The organism is Rhodococcus sp. NPDC003382, assembly GCF_053589135.1.
The window spans coordinates 40,658-61,086 of record NZ_JBSFRH010000036.1; the positions used below are offsets into that span (position 1 = coordinate 40,658).

The 20,429-nt window shown below is 66.0% G+C and carries 20 protein-coding genes; 13 read left to right on the top strand and 7 right to left on the bottom strand.

Translation table 11 applies throughout. From position 1 onward, the window contains the following. Window positions 1-83 precede the first annotated feature (83 nt). Window positions 84-2,042, bottom strand: coding sequence for an AMP-binding protein (locus ACWDUD_RS22015; protein ID WP_450110668.1), 1,959 nt, complete (start codon window positions 2,040-2,042; stop codon window positions 84-86). 2 nt (window positions 2,043-2,044) lie between these two features. After that, window positions 2,045-3,220 carry an acyl-CoA dehydrogenase family protein gene (locus ACWDUD_RS22020; RefSeq protein WP_197250705.1) on the bottom strand — a complete coding sequence of 392 codons (1,176 nt, stop codon included), beginning with the start codon at window positions 3,218-3,220 and terminating at the stop codon, window positions 2,045-2,047. Window positions 3,221-3,282: 62 nt separating this feature from the next. Here ACWDUD_RS22020 and ACWDUD_RS22025 point away from each other — a divergent pair, with 62 nt between their 5' ends. Together ACWDUD_RS22025 and ACWDUD_RS22030 are read left to right on the top strand one after the other, a co-directional pair. Beyond that, window positions 3,283-3,735, top strand: coding sequence for an FAS1-like dehydratase domain-containing protein (locus tag ACWDUD_RS22025; protein WP_248674044.1), 453 nt, complete (start codon window positions 3,283-3,285; stop codon window positions 3,733-3,735). After that, window positions 3,732-4,148, top strand: coding sequence for a MaoC family dehydratase (locus ACWDUD_RS22030; RefSeq protein WP_197250703.1), 417 nt, complete (start codon window positions 3,732-3,734; stop codon window positions 4,146-4,148). Before ACWDUD_RS22025 ends, ACWDUD_RS22030 begins: the two co-directional genes overlap by 4 nt. Before the next feature lie 132 nt (window positions 4,149-4,280). Here ACWDUD_RS22030 and ACWDUD_RS22035 read toward each other — a convergent pair whose 3' ends face one another. Together ACWDUD_RS22035 and ACWDUD_RS22040 are read right to left on the bottom strand one after the other, a co-directional pair. Then, window positions 4,281-5,975, bottom strand: a complete 1,695-nt coding sequence (locus ACWDUD_RS22035) for an AMP-binding protein (protein ID WP_248674043.1) — start codon at window positions 5,973-5,975, stop codon at window positions 4,281-4,283. A 205-nt stretch (window positions 5,976-6,180) separates the two neighbouring features. Then, entirely contained in the window at window positions 6,181-6,960 is a 780-nt protein-coding gene (locus ACWDUD_RS22040) for an enoyl-CoA hydratase/isomerase family protein (protein WP_248674042.1), read from the bottom strand. A 245-nt stretch (window positions 6,961-7,205) separates the two neighbouring features. Between ACWDUD_RS22040 and ACWDUD_RS22045 the strand changes: the two genes are divergently transcribed. Continuing rightward, the gene (locus ACWDUD_RS22045) at window positions 7,206-8,333 is read left to right on the top strand and encodes a LuxR C-terminal-related transcriptional regulator (protein WP_248674041.1); all 1,128 of its coding nucleotides are present in this window, start codon (window positions 7,206-7,208) and stop codon (window positions 8,331-8,333) included. Further along, window positions 8,326-9,300 carry a helix-turn-helix transcriptional regulator gene (locus tag ACWDUD_RS22050; protein ID WP_248674040.1) on the top strand — a complete coding sequence of 325 codons (975 nt, stop codon included), beginning with the start codon at window positions 8,326-8,328 and terminating at the stop codon, window positions 9,298-9,300. The genes ACWDUD_RS22045 and ACWDUD_RS22050 overlap by 8 nt, the downstream gene beginning before the upstream one ends. 62 nt (window positions 9,301-9,362) lie before the next feature. On the opposite strand, the gene ACWDUD_RS22055 is transcribed toward ACWDUD_RS22050, so the two are convergent. Then, window positions 9,363-9,683 (bottom strand): 2Fe-2S iron-sulfur cluster-binding protein, encoded by a 321-nt coding sequence (locus ACWDUD_RS22055; RefSeq protein WP_248674039.1) that lies wholly within the window; start codon window positions 9,681-9,683, stop codon window positions 9,363-9,365. Between the two features lie 349 nt (window positions 9,684-10,032). Between ACWDUD_RS22055 and ACWDUD_RS22060 the strand changes: the two genes are divergently transcribed. From ACWDUD_RS22060 to ACWDUD_RS22080, 5 genes are all read left to right on the top strand, one after another. Next, window positions 10,033-11,355, top strand: a complete 1,323-nt coding sequence (locus tag ACWDUD_RS22060) for a cytochrome P450 (RefSeq protein WP_248674038.1) — start codon at window positions 10,033-10,035, stop codon at window positions 11,353-11,355. Between the two features lie 4 nt (window positions 11,356-11,359). After that, window positions 11,360-12,589 carry an NAD(P)/FAD-dependent oxidoreductase gene (locus ACWDUD_RS22065; RefSeq protein WP_248674037.1) on the top strand — a complete coding sequence of 410 codons (1,230 nt, stop codon included), beginning with the start codon at window positions 11,360-11,362 and terminating at the stop codon, window positions 12,587-12,589. A gap of 57 nt (window positions 12,590-12,646) precedes the next feature. Next, complete coding sequence (locus ACWDUD_RS22070) at window positions 12,647-13,753, top strand: NAD(P)-dependent alcohol dehydrogenase (protein WP_197250696.1); 1,107 nt, start codon at window positions 12,647-12,649, stop codon at window positions 13,751-13,753. Window positions 13,754-13,791: 38 nt separating this feature from the next. Continuing rightward, window positions 13,792-15,237 (top strand): aldehyde dehydrogenase, encoded by a 1,446-nt coding sequence (locus ACWDUD_RS22075; RefSeq protein WP_248674036.1) that lies wholly within the window; start codon window positions 13,792-13,794, stop codon window positions 15,235-15,237. A gap of 67 nt (window positions 15,238-15,304) precedes the next feature. After that, window positions 15,305-15,574: a DUF3263 domain-containing protein gene (locus ACWDUD_RS22080; protein ID WP_197250695.1), complete on the top strand. Its 270-nt coding sequence runs from the start codon at window positions 15,305-15,307 to the stop codon at window positions 15,572-15,574. 382 nt (window positions 15,575-15,956) lie between these two features. Here ACWDUD_RS22080 and ACWDUD_RS22085 read toward each other — a convergent pair whose 3' ends face one another. Next, the gene (locus ACWDUD_RS22085; protein ID WP_307846020.1) at window positions 15,957-16,223 is read right to left on the bottom strand and encodes a hypothetical protein; all 267 of its coding nucleotides are present in this window, start codon (window positions 16,221-16,223) and stop codon (window positions 15,957-15,959) included. Between the two features lie 347 nt (window positions 16,224-16,570). Continuing rightward, window positions 16,571-16,954 carry a Zn-ribbon domain-containing OB-fold protein gene (locus ACWDUD_RS22090; RefSeq protein ID WP_307846015.1) on the bottom strand — a complete coding sequence of 128 codons (384 nt, stop codon included), beginning with the start codon at window positions 16,952-16,954 and terminating at the stop codon, window positions 16,571-16,573. 417 nt (window positions 16,955-17,371) lie between these two features. Here ACWDUD_RS22090 and ACWDUD_RS22095 point away from each other — a divergent pair, with 417 nt between their 5' ends. The 4 genes from ACWDUD_RS22095 to ACWDUD_RS22110 all read left to right on the top strand — a co-directional run. Beyond that, window positions 17,372-17,506 carry a hypothetical protein gene (locus ACWDUD_RS22095; RefSeq protein ID WP_269437520.1) on the top strand — a complete coding sequence of 45 codons (135 nt, stop codon included), beginning with the start codon at window positions 17,372-17,374 and terminating at the stop codon, window positions 17,504-17,506. Between the two features lie 719 nt (window positions 17,507-18,225). Then, the gene (locus ACWDUD_RS22100) at window positions 18,226-18,474 is read left to right on the top strand and encodes a hypothetical protein (RefSeq protein ID WP_450110669.1); all 249 of its coding nucleotides are present in this window, start codon (window positions 18,226-18,228) and stop codon (window positions 18,472-18,474) included. Window positions 18,475-18,856: 382 nt separating this feature from the next. Then, complete coding sequence (locus ACWDUD_RS22105) at window positions 18,857-19,816, top strand: phosphatidylserine/phosphatidylglycerophosphate/cardiolipin synthase family protein (protein ID WP_450110670.1); 960 nt, start codon at window positions 18,857-18,859, stop codon at window positions 19,814-19,816. 262 nt (window positions 19,817-20,078) lie between these two features. After that, window positions 20,079-20,429 (top strand): transposase (locus ACWDUD_RS22110; RefSeq protein WP_450110671.1); only part of this gene is annotated, 351 nt, incomplete at its 3' end.

Sequence of the window (20,429 nt, forward strand, 5' to 3'; positions counted from 1 at the left end):
CATATCCGGGCTCGCGGAAGCCCCTCGCCGAACAGACACGATGGCCGCCCATACCGATTCGGTACGGGCGGCCATCGCATTACCTACCCCCGTCCGGCACCCGGCTCGACACCGGTCACCACGGCACGGATCTCCTCCACCGCCTCAGGGTTCTCGGCACCGGACAGGTCACCGGGATCAGTACCCAACGCTGCCGCCCGCACCGCGCGGCGCAAAATCTTCGCCGACCGCGTCTTCGGCAGACGCGACACTCGATGAACCGCGCTGGGAGCAAACGGCTTACCCAACTCTGCGGCCACACGGGACACCAGCTCCCCCGAGATGTCCACCCCGTCCGCATCCGCGCGGGGCACCCAGAACGCCCAGACCGTTTCCCCCTTCTTCGGGTCCGGAACACCGACCGCAGCGGCCTCCGACACTGCCGGGTGCGCGGTCAGAACCGCCTCGACCTCCGCGGGGGCCAGGCGCTTGCCGGCCACGTTCATGACGTCGTCGGACCGGCCCCGGATGTACCACTGTCCGTCGCTGTCGACCAGCGCATAGTCTCCGTGCCGCCACATACCGGGGAACGTCGACCAGTACGCGTCGAGGTACCGCTCCTCGTCCTTCCACACCCCCCGGGTCATCGACGGCCACGGCTGCCGGCACACCAACTCACCCTGTTCCCCGCGCAGCGACCGTCCCGCGTCGTCGACGACGTCCACATCCATACCCAGCGACGGACCACCCAGCGAGCAACTCCGGATCGGTTGCACCGGATACGGTGCGAGGAACGATCCGCCCACCTCGGTACCGCCGGAGAAATTGATGATCGGGACACGGCCGCCGAACACCTCACGCGCGAGCCACTCGTACGAGTCCGGATCCCACGGCTCCCCGGTCGAGCCGATCGTGTGCACCGAGGACAAGTCGTACCGCGCGGCAGCATCACCGGCCTGCCCACGCAGCGTCCGGATGAGGGTCGGAGAAACTCCCAGCATCGTCACCCGATGCCGTTCGGTCAACTGCCACAACCGGTCCCGGTCCGGAACGTCCGGCGAGCCCTCGTACAGCAGCAGCGTCCCACCGTTGGCATGCGTGCCCACGATCGACAACGGACCCATGATCCAGCCCATATCGGTGATCCAGCAGAACACCCCGCCCGGTTTCAGATCGAACGAGTACGCCACCTCGCTCGCCGTCTTCACCAGGAACCCGGCGTGGGTATGGACCGCACCCTTGGGCTTGCCCGTCGTACCGGACGTGTAGGCCAGCGCGAACGGCTCGGAGGCGTCCATCCCCTCGATCGGGACTGTGCCACCGCTCGCGAGCAACCCGGCCCACGAAATCTCGTGTTCACCCGATCCCGTTCCGGTACCGAGGTTGTCGACCACGACCACCGACTGCACCGTGGGGCAGGTCTTCAGAGCCTCGTCGAGGGCCGGCTTCATCGCGATCGACTTGCCTCGGCGTACGGTGCCGTCCGCGACGACCACCACTTTCGCATCGGCGTCCTGAATGCGGGACGCGATCGCGCTGGGAGCAAACCCCGAGAAGAGCGGCACGAGAACCGCACCGAGCCGGGCGACTGCGTACACCGACACGACCGCCTCGGGAATCATCGGCAGAAACAAGGCGACAGCATCGCCCCGGCCCACCCCCAACTCTCGCAGTCCGGCGGCCGCACGCTCCACCTCCGCGTCCAACTCGCGATACGTCGACGTGCGGACAGTTCCGTCCTCCGCCTCGTGCACGACGGCGAGCCGATCGGCCGCCCCCGGATCGGCGACCCAGCGCTGCAGGCACGCATCGACGACGTTCGTCCGTCCGCCGACGAACCAGTCGGGATGCTCGATGCCGCGGGAGGTATCGAGCACCTCGCGGTACGGCACCTGGAACGGCAGCCCGAGATCACGGACCACCGCATCCCAGTACCACCGCACGTCGGCGACGGACCGGGTACGCAACTCGTCGAGACCGCCGAGACCGTGCGCGCGAGCGAGCCGCGTTACGTTGGCGTTGTCGACATAGTCGGCAGTGGGGATCCACGTGTAGTCGGACATTGTCAGCTCCTCGGCATCTCGAGCATGCGCTCGGCGACGATGTTGCGCTGGATGAAGGTGGAACCACCCGCGATGGCAGTGCCGCGCGCCTGATACGCCAGCCGGAGCCAACGTGACGTACGCTGCTGCTCGTCGTCGAGCGCGAACTGGCCGCCGGCGGGCTCGAGGGACAGCCGGAAGTCCGCCAATTCTTCGACGAGCGGGCAGAAGTACAGCTTGCCGATCGACGTCACCGGGCCCGGTGGTCCGTCGTTCGCCGCCAACGTGATCACACGCTGGCCGATGAGATAGTGCACGAGCGCACGGCCGTAGAGGTCCGCGACCTTCTGCCGGATCACCGGATCGGCACCGAGCGGGCGCCCCGACTCGTCGGTCATCCCGGCGATGTCGCCGACGATATCGTCGACGGCCCGTTTGGTGTTGACCCGACCCGTGGCGATCGCCACTCGCTCGTAGGCGAGCGTGCCCATGGCCACCTTCCACCCGCCGTCGACATCGCCGACGACGAGATCGTCGGGGATGAACACGTCGTCGAGGAAGACCTCATTGAATTCGGCCTCACCGAGCATGTGGGCGAGCGGGCGAACCGTGATTCCCTCGCTGTCCATGGGAACCAGGAAGAAGGTGATGCCTTTGTGGCGTGGTCCCCCGCCCGTGCGCGCGAGCAGGATGGCATGCGCTGCGATGTGCGCTCGGCTGGTCCAGATCTTCTGTCCGTTGATCTTCCATCCGCCGTCGACCTTCGTGGCCTTGGTGCGCAGTGACGCGAGGTCGGACCCGGCTTCCGGTTCGGAGAACAACTGGCACCAGATTTCTTCTCCGGTGAGGATCGGGCGGAGGAACCGCTCCTTCTGAGCCGGTGTGCCGAAGTCGATGATGGTGGGACCGGCGAAGTCCTCACCGATCGTGTTGAGTCGCTCCGGCGCCCCCACACGATCCATCTCCTCGGTGAAGATGGCTTTGCGGATCGGGTCGGCGGCCTGCCCTCCGTATTCCTTCGGCCAGGACATGCCTCCGTAGCCGGCGTCGAAGAGCAACCGTTGCCATTGCTGCCAGAACGGGACCTTGTCGACCAGATCGACCGGCTCGGGCCAGGGCAGCGTTGCGACAGCAGCCTCGGCCCATTCTCGGACTTCTGCGCGGAACCGGGCTTCGTCCGGGGAATCAGCGAGTTCCATGGAACCCCTCCTCACATATTTAGGCCGAATGATACTATAGGTCAGTCCAAAAAGGAGGCCCGATGACAGAACCGCTCAGCGTCGGAGAGCTGGACCGAGTCGACTACGACATCGAACGCGGCAAGATCCGCGAGTTCGTCCGCGCGACGTTCACCACCGATCCCGCCCACACGGACCGGGATGCCGCCCAGGCAGCCGGATTCGCCGATGTGCCCGCGACCCTCACCCACACGGTCGTCGCCGGCCATCAGCGCGACCAGCGCAAGTTCGTCGACACACTCGGCCTGGCACTCGAACGAGTGGTTGTGGGCTCGGTCAAGTGGACATATCTGCGACCCCTGATTGCCGGCGACCACGTCGTCGGCACGCGGCGCATCGTCGACGACGTGCAGCGCGAAGGCAAGCGCGGCGGATCGATGCGCATCGTGACGCTGGAGACCGAATACGTCGACACCGACGGCGATCCGGTGGTGCGACTGGAGGAAGTGCTGATCGAGCGAGGAGAACAACGATGAGAGCACCCGTGAAGGCCCACATCGGCACAGTCGCCGACACGCGCGTGATCGGCCCGATCACCCAGACGGACATCGTGCGATTCGCCGGTGCCGGAGGCGATTTCAATCCTCTGCACCACGATCCAGAGTTCGTTGCAACATCCGGGTTCCCGGGCGTCATCGCGATGGGTCAGATGCAGGCCGGGATCCTGGCCGGTTGGCTCTCCGACACATTCGGCGTCGAGCACGTCCGTTCCTTCGGCGTCCGCTTCGTCGCCCCGGTGTTCCTGGGCGACACCCTGACCGTCGGTGGGACGATCACGGCGATCACCGACACCGACGGGGAGACACGGGCCGATCTCGATCTCGTCGTCTCCGGAGCAAAGGGACCGGTTGTCACCGGTTCGGCAACGGTCGTCGTCACCGGGGCCTGACAGCCCGCCGATCGGGTTCCGAGGTCCCGTATTCGGGGACCGCCACTCACACTTCAGATTCCGACGACATTCTTCGCATCTGCACAACCGAGCGACCCCTCGACACATGGACGAGGGGCCGCTCATTCGTGGTCAGCGCGTGCTCTGTTCCAGGGAACCGGCAGCCAACTCTGCCGCGATACGCTTGCGGAGGATGTGTTTCTGGATCTTCCCGGTGGCGGTCATGGGCAACTCGGCGACCACCTCGACGCGTTCAGGGGTCTTCTGAATCGCAACTCCCCGATCGAGCAAGTAGTTGCGGAGATGGTCCAGCGTGGGAGGGTTCTGCTCCTCCTTGGGCACCACGTAGCAGCACACCTTCTCCCCGAGCCGCTCGTCCGGCATTCCCACCACGGCTAGAGCGAGGATGTCGGGGTGCTCGGCCAGCTTGTCCTCAACCTCGCGCACACTGATGTTCATGCCGCCGCGGATCACGATGTCCTTGGTCCGGCCGGTGACCCGGACGAACCCGTCGGCATCCATGACTCCGAGATCTCCGGATCTCGAAAATCCTTCGGGGGTAAAGAGTTCCGCTGTATCGTCGGGCCGGTTCAGGTACTCGATCATGTGCGAGGGCCCGCGATAGGCGATGTCGCCCTCGCTCCCCCGCGCCACCTCGAGGCCGTCCTCGCCGACAACCTTGACCTCTGCCCCCGGCAGCGCGGCGCCGTCGGAGGTGATCGCCCGGCTCGGGTCGTCCTCGATGGTGCAGGTCGTCGTGGTGAGATTCTCACTTCTCCCGTACAGCGACAGGACGGTGGTGGCGGGCAGGTCGGACTTCGCCTTCTCCACCACGGCCGCCGGGATCGGGGAGCCGGCGCACACCCAGACCCGGAGAGAGGAGAGATCGGCGTCCGGTTCCTGTTCGGCCGCAGCCAACAACGTCTGCAGGAACGTGGTGGCCGTGACCGCGGCCGTACATCCGAACTTCTCGATCTCGGCCAGCCCGCGTTTCGGGTCCCACTCCGCCATGATGTGGGTCGCCGCGCCGCTGAGCAGGGGGACGAGCACACTGGTGACGAGTCCGGTGGTATGGGTGATCGGGGACGGTCCGAATTGGACATCCGCTTCGGTGTGCCCGAAGGCCGTCTTCAGTGCACGTGCGCCCGAAGCGTAGGTATTGAAGGTGTGCAGGCAACCCTTGGGACGCGACGTGGTTCCGGACGTGTACACGATGACGAACGGGTCGTCGGGGTGGGCGCGGAAGTCGAGTTCGGTGTCGATGACATCCGGGTCCGCGTCCACGACCAGATTCTCGAGAATCTCGATGCCCCTCCCGGCCAACGTCTTACGGCTGTCGTCCGAAGCACGCACTGCGATGATCGTCTCGAGCGTCTGCGACGACCGCCGGATATCGTCGAACATCGACAGATAGTCGAAGCCCTTGAACTGTGCCGGCGCGATCGCCATCCGGATCGAGGCGTCGGCGACAACGTGTGACACCTCGTCCGTCCGATAGATCGGCATGATCGGCACCGTCACCACACCGATCCGAGCGAGGGCAGCTGCGACGACGACGAATTCCGCCCAGTTCGGCAGCTGAACGGCGACCCGGTCGCCGGCACGGAGCCCTTTTCGGTGCAGGCCGAGCGCCAGCCGCTGCGACCGGTCGTAGAGCTGCGCGAACGTCAGCTCCTGCGTGCCGTCGGTGACGAAGATCTTGTCGGGACTGCTCTCGGCGCGCGCCCGCAGAAGGTCGGTGAAGTTCTCGTCGGCCCATTGGCCACTGGCATAGAACTCCTCTACCTGCTGGGGGGTGTATCGGCCGAGATTCCGTTCGCGCGTCATGGAGGATTCCGTCCTTCTTGCTCTGCCACACGTTTACATAAAGATTAGAATGGTTAGACCGAAGTAGCAACCACTTTCGACGACATCTTCGAACACTCACTACACCCGCCGGACGAGCGGTAAACCAAGGGGCCCAGATGATTTCGCTGTCGGCGACACACCAACTCCCCGGATTCCGCCACCCCGGGCCAACCGGCAGAAATCTTCATCGCATCTTCCACACAGGCGACCGCTTCTCCCGAAAGGCCGTGACACCCTCGACGAGATCCTCCGTGGTGAACGCAAGAGCCAGTTGAGATTGCAGCGTCGCAAGCGCGTCCGGCAGCGACATGTCACGGGTGCTGTCGATGGCATCCTTACCCAGACGCATCAGCAGCGGTGACTTCTTTGCCAGTCGGCGTGCCCACGCCCGCACCTCCGCATCGAAGTCACCGTCCGGGAACACGCGATTCACCAGCCCCAGTTCGTGCGCTTCCGCGGCAGTGAGTTTCTCTCCGTACATCATCAACTCATTCGCCTTGAGCCGGCCGACGTTCCGGTAGATGAGCGCGGAGATCATGAACGGGAACACGCCGACATTGATCTCCGGGCACCCGAAGTGGGCCGACTCCTTGGCCAGCACGAAGTCGCAGGCAAGCGCGAGCCCGAACGCGCCCGCGAGCACGTCGCCACCGGCCGCGCAGATCACCGGCTTCCCGAGACCGCCGATGAGCCGGTACAACCGCGGGAAGCGGTCCAGGCCGGCATATTTGATGATCGTCGGGGTGTCGCTCGCAAACGCCTTCAGGTCCCCGCCCGCCGAGAAGATCTTCTCGTGCGACGAGGTCAGCACGACAACCCGAACGTCGCCGTCGTCCCGCGCGCGCTCGAGCGCGGCCAGAAGCTCGTCCAAGAGGTCGTCGGATAGGGCGTTGCGAGTTTCCGGACGGTCGAGAGTGAGGACCGCGACGTGCTCGTCGACGTCGTAACGCACAGAGGGGGCCATACCGGCGATCCTTTCAATTTTGGTCTTACCATTCGACCCTAGCGCCACAGAGGGAGGCGAGCAAGAGCCGATGAAGCGATTCCCGAAAGTGGGTGACGAAATTGGACTGACCATATACATTGGAGTCGGCCGCAAGACGACAGCAAAAGCCCAGGTGGCGCCGCTCTACACTGTGTGTGAGGCCACAAGGAAGCGGGCCGGTGCCGTCACCGTCCATGTGGCTGCCGTGGCACGAGGAGTAATGAGTGGTCAATTCGACGAGTTCGTTCGAGCTTGCCGACCAGGCGGTTGCGGAGTTGCAGGAACTACTCGGAAACGAGCCGGGCCTGATTCGCCCGGTGAGTGGCGAGCTTGATCCGGCAGCGATCCGCGCATGCGCACTCCGCAAGCTTCGGGAGGGCACCGACTCCCCAGAACAGGCAGTCCGGCTCGCCGAACTCGTGATGCGCCTCGACGCCGACCGGCAGAACGACATCTCGCGCCGCCTGCGCATGCACACCGAGCAGTTCGAGAAGCTCCAACGCGTCGTACGCAGCATCGATGCCGGATCCGACCGGATCGCGCAGACCGTGACGCAGGAACTGTGCACGAACCTCGGGTACGCCAAAGCCATGTTCTCCGTCGTCCGCGGTTCCACGTGGTCACCCATCGCGCTCGCTGTACACCCCGAGCTGACCGGGGACTTCCGCCCTCTCCTCGAGGCGATCGACGGTCGGGAGATCTCGCTGCGGGAAGCACCACGCGAAGCCGAACTGGTCCGTCGCCGCCGTCCGTATGCAGTGGATGCGGCCGACACCTACCGGCACACGTACCGTCCCCTGATCGACCTGTCGCGTCCGGCGGGGTACATCGCCGTTCCCGTCGTCGTCGACTCCCGTGCAGTGGCGATGATCCACGTCGACCGGCAAAGCGACGGGTTGTCCGACACCGATGTCCACATCGTCGGCGCGCTCGCGGCCGTGTGTGCCTCGTCGAAGGAACGCGCCGACCTGCGAAGGCAGATCTGCGCGCGCAACGAGCACATCGATACCGAGATCCGACGTCTCACCAAGGCACTGCAGCACCTCGAACAGGCACCGGTGACGATGCCCGAGCTCGATACCCGTGAACCGTCGAACCCCGAGGAACCGATCCCGGACGGTGGATCGCGGGCCACGGTCATTCCGCGCGCGCAATCGCTGACCGCCCGCGAGCACGAAGTGCTCACGCTCCTGGCGACCGGCGCGACGAACGCGGCAATCTCCCGGCGACTCTGCATTTCCGACGGCACCGTCAAGAGCCATGTCCAGCGGATTTTCAAGAAGCTCGGAGTATCCACGCGCGCCGAGGTGGCGGCCCTGTACGCCAACACCAAGACGGTGACCGATGGCTGACGTGCCGGAAGCGGATTCACAACCGGACACTGGGGACACCGAGCTCGATCGCGCCGTCTCGGGCATCCTCACCGAGTTGCGCACCGCCACCCCCGAGCGCGCGGCCGAACTCGGCCGGCGTCTCGCCGATCTCCTCGATCGCCGGAAGGCGCTCGTAGAGAGTCGAACCGACGACATCGAGGCAATCGCGTCAGGCATCGATGTCGCCGGCCACGCCTTGGGCGATGCCGCCTCGAGCACCGAACTCATGCAACGCGCGTGTGAGCGCGTCGCCGAACTCTGCTCTGCGCGAACGGTCGTGCTGTCTCGATTCGAGGAGGATCGGATCATTCCCGTGGTCTCCTTCACCACCGATCCAGATATCACGCCGTCACTGCCCCTCGGATTCGACCTCGCGCCGGGCTCTCCCGAAGAGCATGCGCTCGCGGCAAACACGGTCACGGTCGATGAACTCGTTCCCGAGTCGATGCGAAACACTCTGGGCAACAACGGTTTCTCCACAGTTCCGGTCGTGGTCGACGGGCGTGCGGCGGCCTTCGTGCACGTCGACACGATGTTGGATCCTCCACGGCGCCACGCCCTGAGCGTGTTCGCGGAAATGCTCGGCGGTCAGTTCGAGCGGGTCGGCCTCGAAGCGCGTCGCGAGCGCCAGAACCTCCTCCTCCGCGACAGCGCCCGGCGATGGAGCAGCAACACCGACTTCGACGCCCTGTCCCCACGCGGCGCGGCCAACAATGCACCGCCTCCCGCGGAGAACGACGTGGATCGGCGCCTGCTCGATCCGCTCACCGAGCGCGAAGCGGACGTCGTCCGGCTGATTCTCACCGGTGCGTCGAACGCCTCGATCGCGGCCGAGCTGGTCATCACCGTCGACACGGTCAAGTCGCATGTGAAACGCATTCTCCGAAAATTGGGCGCTACCAACCGCGCCGAGCTGATCGCGAAGTATCGGTCCACCCCGCGGTGACCCGGCGGCTCCGCCCCGTGACCCGGCCCCAGCCGGTGGGCCCGCCGAGTCGCGCCGCGTCGTCAGTCGCCCGAAGCCGGCACGGTCACCTTGACGGTGTCCACGTCGGGGGTCAGCACCAGCTGGCAAGCGAGGCGAGAGCACGGCTGGACACCATCGAGAAACTCGAGAAGGTCCTGTTCCTCTGGTGTCGGCTCACTGAACACCGCGGCGGAACCTTCGTCCACGTACACGTGGCAGGTTGCGCACGAGCAGCTGCCCCCGCATTCGGCGACGATGCCGGGAAGGTTGTTGCGTACCGATCCGTCCATCACAGTCTGGCCGGACGGGACGTCGACGGACGCCGTCGAACCATCCGGAAGCTGGTACACGACGTTGGGCATGGCAATCTCCTTCGGGTCGACCGGTGAACATCTGCGCGGTCGTCGCGGGTGCGGGGCGATGCACCCGGATGGGTACGGCCGCGTTCTCCATGACCGAAATTGTGTCGCCGGTCACTGGACGCGCACATCACCACATCGGCCGATTACCCCCCTCCCATGGGGTGAAAACTGCGCCGCCACCAGCAAGCGACAGCAGAGTGACCGGGGCCACATCCCCCGTTAGATAGACAACTTTCGTTCGCTGGTGTGATGCCCCTCACCCCCGCTGCTGACAGGCTGAACTCACATCGGCCGACGTGAGCGCCGCAGCGTTCGGCGCCACATCTCACAGCATCACGAAGGGGATTCGATGAGCACTACAGAGCAGGTCACAGAGCTGATCCCGGACGCCGTCGCCCGCCGGATCGTGTTGCCCGAAGGGCACCGGGACAACGACGAGTTGTTCGAGGCCTACCGTTGGTTGCGCGAGAACAATCCACTCGGCCGTGCTGTCGTCGAGGGGTACGACCCGCTGTGGCTGGTGAGCAAGCACGACGACATCATGGAGATCGAGCGTCAGCCCGACATCTTCACCAGCGCGGGTGGTGAGAACAAGGGGTCGGTCAACCCGATCTTGGCGAACCAGGCCGGCGACGAGTTCACCAAGAGCATCAACAACGGCAGTCTCCGCATCCTGGAGACGCTCACCTACCTCGATCCGCCCGAGCACACCGAGATCAAGGACATCGCCGTCGACTGGTTCCGGCCGACCAACCTCGCGAAGTGGGAAACCACCATCCGTGACCTGGCGAAGGCGTCCGTCGCCCGACTCCTCGAGACAGACGGCCGCATCGACTTCGTCAAGGACTTCGCCCTGTACTACCCCCTGCACGTCATCATGAGCCTGTTCGGGGTGCCCGAGGAGGACGAGCCCCGCATGATGGCCCTGACGCAGGAGTTCTTCGGGACGGCCGACCCCGACGCCATCCGCGAGGATGTCGAACCGCTCACCCCGGACGCCGCCGCCAAGCAGTGGGTGGCCACGATCCAGGACTTCTACGCCTACTTCGAACGACTGCTCCAGGATCGCCGCGCCAACCCCCGGGACGACCTCGCCACGATCATCTCCCTCGCCCGCGATAAGAACGGTGACTACTACCCGAACGAGGTGGCCTACGGCTGGTTCATCGCCATCGCGACCGCGGGCCACGACACCACCTCGAGCACTCTTGCGGGAGGCATTCTCGAACTCGGTCGCAACCCGGACCAACTCGCCAAGGTGAAGGCCGATCTGTCGCTCGCTCCGCACCTTGTGAACGAGTCGCTGCGTTGGGCCTCGCCGGTCAAGCATTTCATGCGTCAGGCGACGCAGGACTACACGCTGCGCGGCCGTGACATCAAGAAGGGCGACCGCTTCATGTTGCTGTACCAGTCGGGCAATCGCGACGCGGAGGTCATCCCCGACCCCGATCGCTTCGACATCACCCGCCGGCCCAACAAGCACATCGCCTTCGGCTACGGCCCGCACATGTGCATCGGCCAGCACCTGGCGAAGCTGGAGCTGCGGATCATGTTCGAGGAACTGCTCCCCCACATCGAGTCGCTCCAACTGGTGGACGACACCAAGATGATCCAGACCAATTTCGTCGGCGGCCTCAAGAACATGCCCGTCGAGATCGAGTTCGCCGGGTAGCACGATGCCCACGCCACACCCCTCACCCACCGTGGTGATCGTCGGGGCCGGGCATGCCGGTGGCACACTCGCCGGTCTGCTCCGCCAACAGAAGTTCGACGGCCGAATCATCCTGTGCGGAGAGGAAACACATCCGCCGTATCATCGCCCGCCTCTGTCGAAGAAGTACGCCGACGACGAGTTCGTGCAATGGCTCAAGCCGGAATCGTTCTACGTCGACAACGCCATCGACACCCGACTGGGTGACCAGGTCGTGCACATCGACCGGGACGCCCGCACTGCGACGACGGCGTCCGGTTCCATCCTCGAGTACACGACGCTCGTCCTCGCCACCGGCGCCGCACCACGGACGCTGACCATCCCCGGTAGTGATCTCGACGGTGTCCTGAGCCTGCGCACGCTCGCCGACGCCGCGCAATTGCGCAAGGCAGTCCACAGCGGATCCTCGCTGGCCATCGTCGGTGGCGGGTACGTCGGACTCGAGGTCGCGGCATCGGCCCGCGCCCGCGGGGGCGAGGTCACGGTCATCGAGCGGGAGGAACGGGTACTGGCCCGGGTCGCCAGCCCGGAACTGTCCGCCGCCCTCACCCGCTTCCACCGAGACCGCGGCACGCGCATCCTCACAGGTGCCGAGGTCCGGGAAATCACCGGGACAGCCGGTCGCGTCGGTGGAGTCACCCTCGCCGACGGCACCGACATCGCGTGTGACCTGGTACTGGTGGGAGTGGGAGCGATCCCCAATGACGCGCTGGCGCGGGAGGCAGGCATCGAGTGCCTCGCCGGGGTCGTGGTGGACGGTTCGGCCCGCACCAGCGATCCGCATGTCCTCGCCATCGGGGACGTGACCTATCGCCTGCACGACACCCTCGGCAAGATGGTGCGACTGGAAAGCATTCCCAGCGCGGTGGAACAGGCGAAACAGGCGGCCGCTGTCATCATGAGCGCACCCCGGCCACCACACGAGGTGCCGTGGTTCTGGTCCGATCAGTTCGACCTGAGGATGAAGATGGCCGGGATGGTCGATCCCGACACCCGGGCTGTTCTGCGCGGAGATCCGTCCGAGTCCTCCTTCGCCTTGTTCCACCTCGACAGCGACGGCGTCCCCGTCGCCGTCGAGACCGTAAACGCCGCAGCCGAATTCATGGCCGGCAAACGCTTTATCGGCGACCGCACCAAGCTCGACCCCACCGCACTCGCCGACCCCGCGACCTCGTTGCGGGACGCCGTTCTGTAGAGCATTTCGATCTCCGCCGGCCCACGGGTCGGCCCACAAGATATGGAGTACGTGACGATGGAAGCACTCGCAGCAGTCGCGAGAGAGCCGCACACCGAATTCACCCTCGAGCCGATCACCATCGAGGGACCCAGGGCCGGTGAGGTTCTCGTCGAGATCGAGGCCGTCGGCATCTGCCACACCGACCTCGCTGCACGCGACGGCGCCCTCCCGACCGCGCTGCCCGCCGTGCTCGGCCACGAAGGATGCGGCATCGTTCGAGAAGTCGGCCCCGGCGTCACCAAAGTGGCACCCGGCGACCGTGTCAGTATCACCTTCAACAGCTGTGGGACCTGCCCGTCGTGCACCACGGGTGCACCGTCCTACTGCCACCAATTCATGCACCTCGCCTACGACGGGGTGCGCGACGACGGAACCGGGCCGATCACCACCACCGACGGGGAAAAACTCACCGGCCTGTTCTTCGGCCAATCCTCCTTCGCCACCCACAGTCTCGCGTTCGAGCGCAACGTCGTGAAAGTTCCCGACGACGTCCCCGCGGAACTGCTCGCACCCCTCGGATGCGGCATCCAGACCGGCGCAGGGGCAGTGATGCGCTCCCTGAACTGCGGTCCCGGCTCCGCAGTACTCATCGCCGGCGCCGGCTCCGTCGGCCTGGCCGCCGTCATGGGCGCCGTCGTGCAGGGCTGCACCACCATCATCGCCGTCGAACCCCACCGGTCCCGGCGCGAACTCGCCCTCGAACTGGGCGCCACCCACGTCGTCGACCCGGCCGCCGGCCCACTCGTCGAGCAGGTCCGCGCCATCGTCCCCGCCGGTGTCGACTACGCGATCGACACCTCCGGCGTCCCGGCAGTAATCGAGTCGCTCGTCGGCGCCATGACCTTCCACGGCACGATCGGCCTCATCGGCGTGCCCGCCGACCCGGCAGCATCCGTGCCACTGAACATCATCAGCTCCCTCGCCATGGGACTCACGATCACCGGAATCATCGAGGGCGACAGTGTCCCCGACGAATTCATCCCCGAACTGGTGGAGCTCTACAAGGCGGGCAGGTTCCCGCTCGACAAGCTCGTCACCACCTTCCCCTTCGCGAAGATCAACGACGCAATCGAGGCCCAGCACCGGGGCGAGGTGCTCAAGCCCGTGCTCGTGCAGGACTGACCACTCCACCCGACACACTTTCCGAGAAGGACACCCCGATGACGATCGACTACACCGATCTCTACATCCGCGGCGGATGGGTACGGCCGTCCGGCGATTCGACGATTCCGGTCATCTCGCCGAGCACCGAACAGCGGATCGGCTCGGTGCCGGACGGTACCGAGTCCGACATCGACGATGCGGTCGAGGCCGCCCGCGCGGCCTTCACCGGCCCGGACGGCTGGGCGTCGTGGAGCGCCGCCCGGCGCGCCGAGGTCCTGGGCCGCTTCGCCGACGAACTCGAATCCCGCGCCGAGGACACCGCGACCCGGGTGAGCAGCCAGAACGGCATGCCCATCAGCCTCGCCCGACAATTCGAGGGTGGCTTCCCACCTCTCCTGCTGCGTTACTACGCCGAGATGACGGCCAAGCAGGAGGACGAGATCCGACCCGGCATGCTCGGCGGATCGACCCTCGTCACCCGCTCTCCCATCGGCGTCGTCGGCGCCATCGTGCCGTGGAACGTCCCCCAGGCCATCACGTTCCTCAAGATCGCTCCGGCGCTCGCCGCCGGCTGCACCGTCGTTCTCAAGCCGTCTCCGGAGACCGTGCTCGACGCCTTCCTGATGGCCGAAGCGGCGATCGCGGCGGGCCTTCCCGCGGGTGTGCTCAACATCGTCCCGGGCGGACGCGAACTCGGCGCCTACCTCGTCGCCCACCCGGGCATCGACAAGGTCTCGTTCACCGGCTCCACCGCCGCCGGCCGCACCATTGCCCGCACCTGCGGTGAACTGCTGCGCCCGGTCACCCTCGAACTCGGCGGCAAGTCCGCCGCGGTCGTCCTCGACGATGCCGACCTCGCAGCCAACATCGAATCCTTCTATGCCGCAACGCTTCTAAACAACGGCCAGATCTGCTGGCTCGGCACCCGGGTACTCGCGCCGCGTTCACGCTACGACGAGATCGTCGACACTATTACGGATCTCGCGAAGGGTGTGTCCGTCGGCGACCCGCTCTCGGAAGCGACACAGATGGGACCGCTGGTCTCGGCCCGTCAACGCGATCGCGTCGAAGGCTACATCGAGAAGGGTAAGTCGGACGGTGGGCGGATCACCACCGGCGGCAAGCGTCCTGCCGGGGCAGATCACGGCTGGTTCGTCGAACCCACGGTATTCGCCGACGTCGAGACGGGGCACACCATCGCGCAGGAGGAGATCTTCGGCCCGGTGCTGTCGGTCATCCCCTACACCGATGAAGCCGAGGCAATCGCCATCGCCAACCACTCGGACTACGGCCTCGGTGGTTCGGTCTGGACCGCCGACCCCGAACGCGGTGCACGCTTTGCCCGCAACATCGCCAGCGGAACGGTCGGCATCAACGGCTACGCCAACGATCCGACCGCCCCCTTCGGCGGCATCAAGAACAGCGGACTCGGGCGGGAACTCGGGCCCGAAGGACTGGCGGGCTACCAACAGCTCAAGAGCATTTACCTCGACGTGCGCTGACACGGTGGGCGGGGCTGCATATACAGGTAGCCCCGCCCACGGTGGTGAATTTCAGGAAAGGAGCACAGTGACGAAAGATGAAGTCGCGCTGCTCGACTTCGCCGTGCGGTGGGCACCCTACGGTGGCGGTGACGAGCACATCCTGCCCGAGTTCGGACTCCTACCCATCGACTTCTACCACCGCCTGCAGAGTCTCCTCGACGAACATCCGAGTATCGACGTCCAGGTCCGGCGCCGTCTGAAAGCTCTCTGCGCACACAAACTCGGCTATCCACCGGCCGGTCGCAGACGTCGTCACGCCCCAGCGGACTCGATCATGAGGTTCGAACCGCTGTGACAAGACGAGTGAACATCTCGCTCGCACTTCGCGCGTAGTCCTGACAGCGTGTGAAGGGCTCCGAACCACCCGGATACCGGCCCGGCGCAGCGCGTCCCGACACCCACCTATGCGCCCTGCCCCAATTTCATTCCTTCAGCAGATGGTCATCCAGAACGGTGGGTGCACCTTCGGAGTCGCCCGTGATCGGGCTTGACCGTTGCACTTCCCTGCGAGGCCCGGCCGGGTCGCCGCATCCCGCGGGATCTCGAGATCACGTATGCCACTGCTGTCGAATGGTTTTCAAATTCTGGGGACGATCCGGGAGCAGGGTCGACGTCGACATCTCGTCTCGCCCCCGACAGCTTCACACGATCGAGCGCGTGCCCGGTGCAGGCCACCCTCAACCGACAAAGATCAGGACACCGACGACCCCTCCCGTGACCAGCGATGCGCCGCCACAGATCAACCACGCCCGGGTTGCGAGCTTCCGCCACCGATCGCACCGACCAGCCGCGACCGATCCCCTCCGATCCTGATCGGACGCCCGGGACTCGGACATACGGCGGGCCTTCGCGTCCGCTCGTGCCGCCACGCCGAACGAAACGGGAACCACCAGCAAGAGCCACCACAACAGACCAACCATCGCGCCGATACCTGCTCCGGGCATTGCCTTCCTTCCACACCACACGACAGCCGCCACACAACCGTTCACCGGCCCCCCTCCCCGGCCACCCGCACCTCCGGCACGCCCACGCCCCTGCAGGGGTATCGCCGAACGCTTCCCGGTGTTGCATTCGCAAGCCACCGACACCACCACGGACCCCGCCTTGCCGCCTGGCCCGTACGCCCGGCACAGAAGCCCCACATCGCCGCAAACACCACTGGTCCGACGCACACGCCGTGGGAGCCTCCCGGGGTCAGCACAGTTCTCGGCCAGGAACGACGCATGCGCCGTTCTCCGCCGGTGGCTCGATCGAGTTCCGGCATGCGCTCGGGATCGGAGACGACCGGAAGTCACCGGGAGTCGAGTGGTTCGAAGACCGGGAATCTCTCCCCCGGTTGCGTGTCCCGGAAATACACCCTCACCGGCCGATCGGGCGGCACCGGAAGCTCACCGTCGATCCACGAATAGACCCACGGGCCCTCGTCGAGTTCGACGATGGCGATCACCGACGGGCACGGCGCGCCGCACACCGGGTCGGGTGCACGATCGGCGGTCCGGCACGACACGATCACTCCCGCCCCGGCCGAGTCGACAGCTTCGAGTTCGCCGTGGCCGCACGAGTGGCAGGAGACGCTCAGGGGCGGGAGCAGCACGGCGCAGTCCCGACATTTCCAGATGACGAGCTTCCCGCAGCGCGTGGTCACGCGCCCGCGGCCGAAGACGGCGGCGGTCACGGCGCGACCTCGACACCGAACCCACCCAGGACGGTGCGCGTCGCGGTGCCGAAGCATTCCGGGTTCGAGTTCGAACGGTGCAGCGCCAAGTGAGGCCCGTCGGCTCGGGGCACTAGCGATCGGTGTGGGTGGTACATCGCGCGAACCTCCGTAGAGCTGATTAGGCACGTCACACGATGCCGCCTCCGCCGCGGTGTAGCGACGGTCGTAATACCCGGGGGCATACCTATCTTTCCCGGAGGAAGGAAGCCGGCCGGTACGGACCAGGGTCCGAAACGGGTACCCCACACCGCCGGTCGGCCGTTCCCGGACTCCCGCGCGCACACGATCCTCGAAGAACCCGAAACGCTCCACTCACCGTGAAGCACACATGCCCGACACACCGACGGCGACCCCAGAAAGAAAAGAACCCCTCCGATGATCACCTTGTTCGTCCTCCGACCGGTTGCTCTCACAATCGCCGTCGCCCTGATCCTCGCCGACACCGTCCTGGCCACCCGGATCCCGGAGCTGCCCGACTGGGACGAGGCAGGCAACCCCGTCCGCCACTGACACCCCGCTCACCCCGAACGAACCCCTGCGGCCCGACGCATCGACACTCCCGTCGTCGCATCACCGGCGCACCATCACCGGCACCGCCGACACATGTCGACGGCACGCCTGGCGTGAACGACTGGCTACCCGATCAGCTCCGCCTTCGGCGGCGCGTTCATCGAGATCACCCGCGTCCACGGCAAGACAACCGAAGTGGCCAGGACACTGGCTCAGCAACCCGAAGCGGGCCAGTGGTCATCACCGGAGATAGGCGCTCCCATGCCCATTGACGACCAAGTTATCCGCCGGGATCGCCGGCATACTGGTTTACCGCGGTAAACCACGCCTCATACCCACGCTGCCGCGAGTCGCCGAGCGATCCCTATCTGTCGCTGGATGCATTCGCTCCGAAGGGTCCACCACCCGATGAATGAAGCACACGACAAGGCACATCGCACACGACAGTTCATGCCGTTCTCCATCAGAAGCGCGGTGCCGGTCATCCCACAATCGCTGTCAACGTCGCCGCCGTCACCGGCGACGTATGGGATAGGTGACACGCGGACGCCATCTTCCGGTCGCCGCGGTCCGGTGGACCCGCGAAGCTCGGCGATCCGGCGGGCCGGGTACAGAGCAAGCCTCATCCACTGTTCAGTGCCGGATGACGTCGAGCTTGTCGATGGTGGCGAAGGGGAGGCCGAACTGGTCGCCGTAGATGTCGAATCCATTGTTCTCCGGTGGTCGAGGGTGGCGTGGCGCTCGAGAATCGCCCCCACACGCGCTTGATTGCCGTCGGCCAGGGCTGCGGCGAGCTCTTCGTGACCCTCGGCACTGAACAAGACAGGGGAGTTCACGAACTCCAATGTGCTGGTGCGATATTCGCATCCGACCTCGTCGCCGTTGCGGACACGCACCTGGTCGGGGATCTGCTGATCGTCACGACCGTCGGTGTCCCGTCCGGTGCGAGGACCCGGCCGGGCAGGTGACATCGGTCGACTTGGCGGCTTTGAGTTCGGACTTCGTATCGTTGCGCAGCTCGTTGGTCTTGCCCGATATGTACTTACGCACCGACGACGAGGCGCCCTCCAACTACCGCGCCGAACTGCCGCGCCGCCAACAGGAAACGCGCACCCAGCAACGACCGGTGGGATAGATCCTGAGCACGACACAGCCCTCCTCGCTGTGGCTCCGACCGGATTCTCACGAGCCACAGGACCCGCATGTCCTCACCGGCACCCTCGAGAACGAGGTGCCCCGAGGGCGCGGTGGGTTCATCCGTGGAACGGACGTGCGCACCTGGCTCCGGCGGGCAGCACCGCCGCGGTGATCGCTACCCATCTTCATTCCGCACCCGCTACCGTGCCGACCATGGGTACGACCCTGCACGCACCACACCCGTGGCCGCACATCACCGCAGCCCTCCGCGGCCCAGGACCCCGCCGTGTCGCGATCGCCTACCTCGACACCACCGCACCCGACCTACTGCCGCTGCGCGCCGGAGACCTGCTGATCGTCAACGCCGCCCGAGCCGCAGTCCGCGCACACGCCACCTCCCCCACCGCCCTCCGGCACTTCGTCGACGCCGGTGTTCGCGTGCTCTCGACACCGAATCTGCATACCGGCCTCATCGTCACTCCCCGATACGCGATCGTGGGCCCCTCCAGCGCCTCCCACAGCTCCAGCATCGCCGACGAAACCGCCATCGTCACAGACGATCCCACCGCCATTACGGCCGCACACACCTTCATCGATACCCTCGACGACACCACCGACGTCGACCAGGCGTTCCTCGACAACGCCACCGCGATCTGGTCGATCGGACGCGCAGTGCCCCTTGCTGGCATCGGCAGCCGCACCCGCGACGACCACGACTTCCTCCCCACCCCGGTCCGCCGGATGTTCGTCAGCCGCATCACCGAGTACACCCCCACCGCCGACGAACAACAGGTGTGGGAAACGGCGCACCCCTACCCTCGTGGCGCTGGCGGGCCGAGCGCGAAATTCCAGACGCAGTGGCTGCGGCTGGACACACCCGACACCGGCCGGCGCAACCGCCTCGAACGCGGCGATGTGCTGCTGCAGGTCACCGCCGACACCGCCTGGATCCATCCACCCGCGGTCGTCGCCAGCGACCCGATCTCCATCCCCCACACCCGCCACGCGGTCGCCTACCTGCTGCGTACCCGGACCGACCTCCAGCCGCTAGCGATACCGGGCGCCATCCGCGCCCTCGCCGACGCCGGGCACCCCAACCCCCGCCTCCACCTTGACCACCGCGTCATCTCCCCCACACTCCGCGCCGCCCTGCTGCAACTGTGGAACCTCTGAACGGTGCACATTCCCGTCACACACGATGCCCGACAACTTCCAACGGGCATCACACGACATCCACAATTCCTGCGCTCCAACGCTTCTCGATCGAGACCATCACTCTGACATACCCCCATGTCTGTGCGTGTTCGGCGACGCAGGTGCCCACCTTTGTCGTCTTCATCGGGACTGTCCGAACAACGGTGTATCCGGGTTGGCCTGACACGCCGAGCAGCGAGCTTGGCGGGAAGGATCGACCATGATGGAAACACTGGAGCCCATGGCGAACGACGTGGACCAGTTGGAGTTGGCGCAGCAGTTGCTGGCCCAGGCCAAGGAGCAGGGCGTCGAGCTGATGGGCCCGAACGGGCTGCTGGGGCAGTTGACGAAGAATGTGCTCGAAACCGCGCTGGATGCGGAGATGACCGAGCACCTCGGCTACGAGAAGCACGACCCGGCCGGCCGCGGCAGCGGCAACTCCCGCAACGGCACCCGAGCGAAGACCGTGCTGACCGAGATCGGCCCGGTGCAGATCGAGGTCCCGCGGGACACCGAGTCGAGCTTCGAGCCGAAGATCGTCCGCAAGCGCCAGCGCCGGCTGACCGGGATCGACGAGATCGTGCTCTCGCTC